Source organism: Aminobacter sp. P4_H6_2, from assembly GCF_056400805.1.
On sequence record NZ_JBFUKO010000373.1, the window covers coordinates 1 to 5,310 of the forward strand.

Here is a 5,310-nt window from a genome sequence, read left to right on the forward strand (position 1 = left end):
TGGTAACGCTGATGCGGGCGCATCATCCCGCGCTCGCCGAAAAACTCACGCTCGACCGCTTTCTGACGCTTGAGCATATCGTGGTGAGCGTCACCGGCGTTGGGGCCGCACCTGTCGATGAGGTGCTTGCGCGTATGGGGCGAACGCGGCGGGTGAAGCTGCGCGTGCCGAATTTCTTCGCGGCGGTCGAGATCGCCGCTCGCTCCGACCTCATCATGACACTGCCGTCGAGGCTGGCGCGAGCAGCAGCCGACATGAGGCGCTTCGTATCGTTGCCGCCGCCGCTCGATCTCGGGCTTTTTACGATGAGCCTCGCCTGGCACGCGCGCCAGCAAGACGCCCCCAGGCACATATGGTTGAGACGCGTCATTGTTGCGGCGGCGATGGATATGTCATCGGTCACTGACGCTGGAAGCTGAGGCCGCAGGACGGCTGACCACCGCGCAACGCTTCAAAGCGAACCGCATTCATCCAGACGCGCTAGTCGCAGTTGGTCGAGCACTTCTTCGATGTTCCGCGCAAAAGAGTGAACCTCAGGTGCATCTGCGCAGCGCAGGATGCGCTTCCCATTTCCGAATAGTCGCGCAATCAGTTCGAAATTGTCGACAAAGCAGTTGACAATTTATGCCGGCTTTCTGAATATGGCCTCGTGGGCGGAGACGAGGCGGCGCCTTGGCAGTTCTAGATGATTGTGCGTCACCGCTGCGGCGGGTGCGGGAATCAGCTGGCCGGGCCGCTCGAGCCTAAAATAAAGACCTTCGAAACGGAGGCGCCACTTAAGTGGGAGGGATAGATAATGTTAGGGGATTTGCCATCGTGGCAAACGCCATTCATGGCACCCGTTGCCTGCGGCTGCGCTGCAATGCGTGCCGACAACGCCACAGCCTTGAGTCTGTTGACGCAAGCGCCCTCATGGACCCAGCGATCGGGCTCCTTGGCTAACTGACGAGGCTTCATATGCTGGTCTTCATTATCAGCCGCATTGCCAATGCCATCATGGTGATGCTTGCGGTTGCTATGCTTGCATTCCTGATCTTTCGTCTTGCCGGCGATCCAGTCGAGCTCATGGTTACCGAGCAGACGACGCAGGCTGACCGCGACGCACTCCGCGAGCGACTGGGTCTCAACGATGGTGTCGCCACGCAGTTCGTACGCTTCGTCGCCCACGCGGCGCAGGGCGATTTTGGAATCTCGTACCGCAATGGCCAGGATGTACTCACCCTCATCGGCGAACGCTTCCCGGCAACGCTGGAGCTGGTGCTGGTGGCGACGCTGATTTCGCTGGTCGTCGGCCTGCCGCTTGGCGTTCTTACAGCAATCAAACGCGGGCGATGGTACACGGAGTCGCTGCAGTTTTTGTCGATCATTGGCGTTTCGTTGCCAAGCTTCGTCGTCGGCATCCTTCTTATCCTGGTCTTTTCGGTCATTTTGGGCTGGTCGCCGTCCTTCGGCCGAGGAGATGTCGTCCAGATCGGCTGGTGGTCGACCGGCCTGCTGACGCCCTCGGGCCGCGCAGCGCTGATCCTGCCGGCAGTGGCGCTGTCGCTCTACCAAATCACTTTGATCATGCGTCTCGTCCGTGCCGAGATGCTGGAAGTGTTGCGCTCCGATTATGTGAAGTTCGCCCGCGCCAGGGGCATTCCGCGCTGGCGTGTCTACTTCCGCCATGCACTGCGCAACTGTTTGATGCCTGTCGTGACCATGACGGCGATGAACATTGGCTCACTCATCGCCTTTGCACTCATCACCGAAACCGTCTTCCAGTGGCCGGGCATGGGCATGCTGTTCATCCAGGCGGTCACCTTCCTCGATATTCCCGTGATGGCGGCCTATCTCTGCGTCATCTCCTTCATCTTCGTCGCGCTGAACACGCTTGTCGATATCACCTATGCGGTGATCGATCCGCGCCTGCGCAGCTCGCACTGAAACCGGGGACAAGTCGATGACCGACGTTTCTAAGACAGCCGCCGTGCCCCGCCCAAGTTTTGTGCAGCGCCTGCGCAACAGCGATGTCTGGTGGTCGTTCACCCACAGCAAGTCGGCGATGATTGCGGCCGGGATCCTGGCTGTGCTGGTTCTAGCCGCCGTCTTCGCGCCGTTCATCGCACCACAGAACCCCTATGACGCCGCTCAGCTCGATATGTGGAAGGCAGAGCTGCCGCCGATCTGGCAGGAAGGCGGCGAATGGCCGTATCTGCTGGGCACCGACACTCAGGGCCGGGACCTGCTTTCGGCCATCCTTTACGGCACGCGCATATCCATCATGATCGGTCTTGCCTCGGTCGCCTTGTCGCTTTTGATCGGCATGACGGCCGGGCTGGTCGCCGGTTTCTTTGGCGGCTTTATCGACAATCTCCTGATGCGCATCGGCGACATCACCTTGTCGATCCCGACCATCTTGATTGCGATCCTGGTGTCGACGGTGGTGCGGCAGCTGCTTCCCGCCGATCTTCGCGAGATCGGTGCCTCAGCAGTGCTGGTGCTGGCCATCTCGCTATCGTCGTGGGTGCAATATGCCCGTACCGTACGCGCCCAGACGATCGTTGAACGCAACAAGGAATATGTACAAGCGGCAAGGCTCTTGAAGGTGCCTTCGCGCCGCATCCTGGCGCACCACATCCTGCCCAACACGCTGACGCCAGTGCTGGTTGCCGCCACGCTGAACTTCGGCATGGCGATCCTGACCGAAGCGACTTTGTCGTTCCTTGGTATCGGCATGCCCCCCGGACARCCATCTCTGGGAACGCTGATCCGCATCGGCAATCAATTCCTGTTTTCCGGCTCGTGGTGGATCGTGCTGTTTCCGGTGATCCAGCTCTGCCTGCTGGTGGTCGTCGTCAATCTGCTCGGCGATTGGCTGCGCGACGTGCTCAATCCGAAACTGAGGTAAGCGTGCATGACTAATCTGTTGCTGCGCAACGTCCGCCCCTACGGGCGCGCGAATTGCGACCTGCTGATCCGCGATGGGCTGATTGTCGGCCTCGGTCATTTTGAAGCAGATCCGGGCATGTCGGTCGAGGACGGCGGCGGTGCCATCGCGATACCCGGTCTCATCGACGCGCATACCCATCTCGACAAGACGACCTGGGGATTGCCCTGGCATGAAAACAACCGCCGCGCAGTCCTGCGCGAACGCATCGACTTCGAGCGTGAAAACCGGATCGCGGTCGGCATCGACCCGCACCGTCAGTCGATGCGCCACGCAATCGGCCTTGCCGCCCATGGCGCGACCCATATCCGCAGCCATGTCGACATCGATCCAACGCACGGCCTGTCCATTGTCGACGGCGTGATGGAGACCCGCGAGAAGCTGAAGGGGGTCATCGACATCGAGATCGTCGCATTCCCGCAGTCCGGCCTCATGGTGATGCCTGGAACGCTGGATCTGCTCGACGAGGCATTGCGCCAGGGCTGCGAGGTACTGGGCGGTATCGATCCGTGCGGCATCGACCGCGATCCCAAAGGCCAGCTGGACGCCATCTTTGCCTTGGCAGTGAAGCACCAATGCCCGATCGATATTCATCTGCATGAATCGGGCGACCTGGGCGCCTTCACCATGGAGCTGATGTTCGATCGTATCCGCGCCAATGGCATGCAGGGCAAGGTCGCTATCAGCCACGCCTTCGCCCTTGGAATGAACGATTATCTCCGCGTCGGCCAGCTCATCGATCAGATTGCACAACTCGATGTGGCGATCCTGACGACGGGTGCCCCGTCGGCGACCGTACCGTCGATCATGCGCTTGAAGCAGGCCGGCGTGCGCGTTGGCGCCGGATGTGATGGCATCCGCGACACCTGGGGACCCTGGGGCCAGCCCGACATGCTCGACCGCGCCAAGATCGTCGGCATGAAGAACGGCCTTCGCTCCGACATCGAACTCGAACATGTGCTCCATATTGTTTCGCAAGGCGGGGCGGATGTCATGCGCATCGAAGGCTACGGTCTGGCGGAAGGCTGCAAGGCAGACCTGACGTTGCTCACTGGGGAAACGCTTGCGCATGCCGTCGTCGACGTTGCGCCACGCCCGCTGGTCATCAAKGGCGGCCGTGTCACCGCACGCGCCGGCCAGGCAATGGTGGAAATGCCATGACGCGACAGGTCCTCGATACGCTCGAACTCGGCAAGCGCCCCGACGGCCGGACGCTGATTTCGGCCGACTGGGTGCTGGGGCATAAGGATGGCGGGCACCGCCTGATCCCCAACGGCCAGGTCGTCGTTGATGACGGCCAGGTGATCTTTGTCGGAACCGATTTTCCCGGCGAGGTGGCCCGCCGGATCGAGTTCGGCAACTCGCTGGTCAGCCCCGGCCTCCTCGATCTTGACGCGCTGTCGGATCTCGACACGACCATTCTTGGCATCGACCATCATCCCGGCTGGGCSAAGGGMCGYGTCTGGCCGCGCCACTATGTCGAGGCCGGCCCCTACGAGATGTATTCCCAAGAAGAGCTGGCCTTCCAGAAACGTTTCGCCTTCGGTCAGCTGCTTTTGAACGGCATAACAACTGCTGCGCCCATAGCCTCGCTATTTTATCGCGAGTGGGGCGAGACGGTCGCCGAGTTCGATGCGGCGGCGGACGCCGCAGGCGACCTGGGCCTGCGCGTCTACCTCAGCCCGGCCTATCGCGCCGGCGGCATGGTGCTCGAAGCGCCGGGTCGGATGGAGGCCGTGTTTGACGAGAAGCGTGGTCTCGCCGGCCTCCGCGAGGCTGTCGACTATATCGGCCGCCAGACAGGCCGCCACGGCGATCTGGTGCGCGGGCTGCTGGTGCCCGATCGCGTCGAGACCTGTACCGAAGAGTTGTTACGCCAGACCCAGGCGGCGGCGGCTGAACTCGGCTGCAAGATCCGGCTTCACATGGCGCAGGGCGCGATGGAGGTCGAAACCGTCCGTAAGCTGCACGGATCGACAGCTCCTGTCTGGTTGGCACGGCTTGGCCTGCTCAACGACCGGCTGATCGCTCCGCACGCGACAAACGCCACCGACGAAGACCTCGCGCTCTACGCGACCAACGGCGTGTCGATCGTGCATTGCCCGCTCGTCTCGGCACGCGGCGGCAGCACGCTGAATTCGTTCTCGAAGTGCAAGGAGCGCGGCATCAACATCTCTATGGGAACGGACACCACGCCGCCCGATATGCTGATGAACCTGCTGGTCGGTCTGATCGCCTGCCGCATCAACGATGGCGCCCCAGATCGCGTCCGGTGCACTGACCTGTTCGACGCGGCAACTCTTGGCGGCGCCAGAGCGCTCGGCCGCGATGACCTTGGTCGTCTTGCTCCGGGCACGCGTGCCGATATCGCGGTGTTTGGC

General features: G+C 61.9%; 5 protein-coding genes. All 5 read left to right on the forward strand.

Features of this window, described 5'->3' with window-relative positions; translation table 11 throughout:
* A partial coding sequence (locus AC1DUU_RS22035) for a LysR substrate-binding domain-containing protein (RefSeq protein WP_476785522.1) occupies positions 1–419 on the forward strand: 419 nt, incomplete at its 5' end.
* Positions 420–957: 538 nt separating this feature from the next.
* Positions 958–1,926, forward strand: a complete 969-nt coding sequence (locus AC1DUU_RS22040; protein WP_476785523.1) for an ABC transporter permease — start codon at positions 958–960, stop codon at positions 1,924–1,926.
* Positions 1,927–1,942: 16 nt separating this feature from the next.
* Complete coding sequence (locus tag AC1DUU_RS22045; RefSeq protein ID WP_476785524.1) at positions 1,943–2,890, forward strand: ABC transporter permease; 948 nt, start codon at positions 1,943–1,945, stop codon at positions 2,888–2,890.
* 6 nt (positions 2,891–2,896) lie between these two features.
* Complete coding sequence (locus tag AC1DUU_RS22050; protein WP_476785525.1) at positions 2,897–4,090, forward strand: amidohydrolase family protein; 1,194 nt, start codon at positions 2,897–2,899, stop codon at positions 4,088–4,090.
* On the forward strand, positions 4,087–5,310 hold a 1,224-nt coding region (locus tag AC1DUU_RS22055), incomplete at its 3' end, for a chlorohydrolase family protein (protein ID WP_476785526.1). The genes AC1DUU_RS22050 and AC1DUU_RS22055, both read left to right, overlap by 4 nt.

What these genes read in the sequence shown, in the direction of transcription:
- AC1DUU_RS22040 (WP_476785523.1), top strand. Translation starts at nt 958, where the DNA reads ATGCTGGTCTTCATTATCAGCCGCATTGCCAATGCCATCATGGTGATG.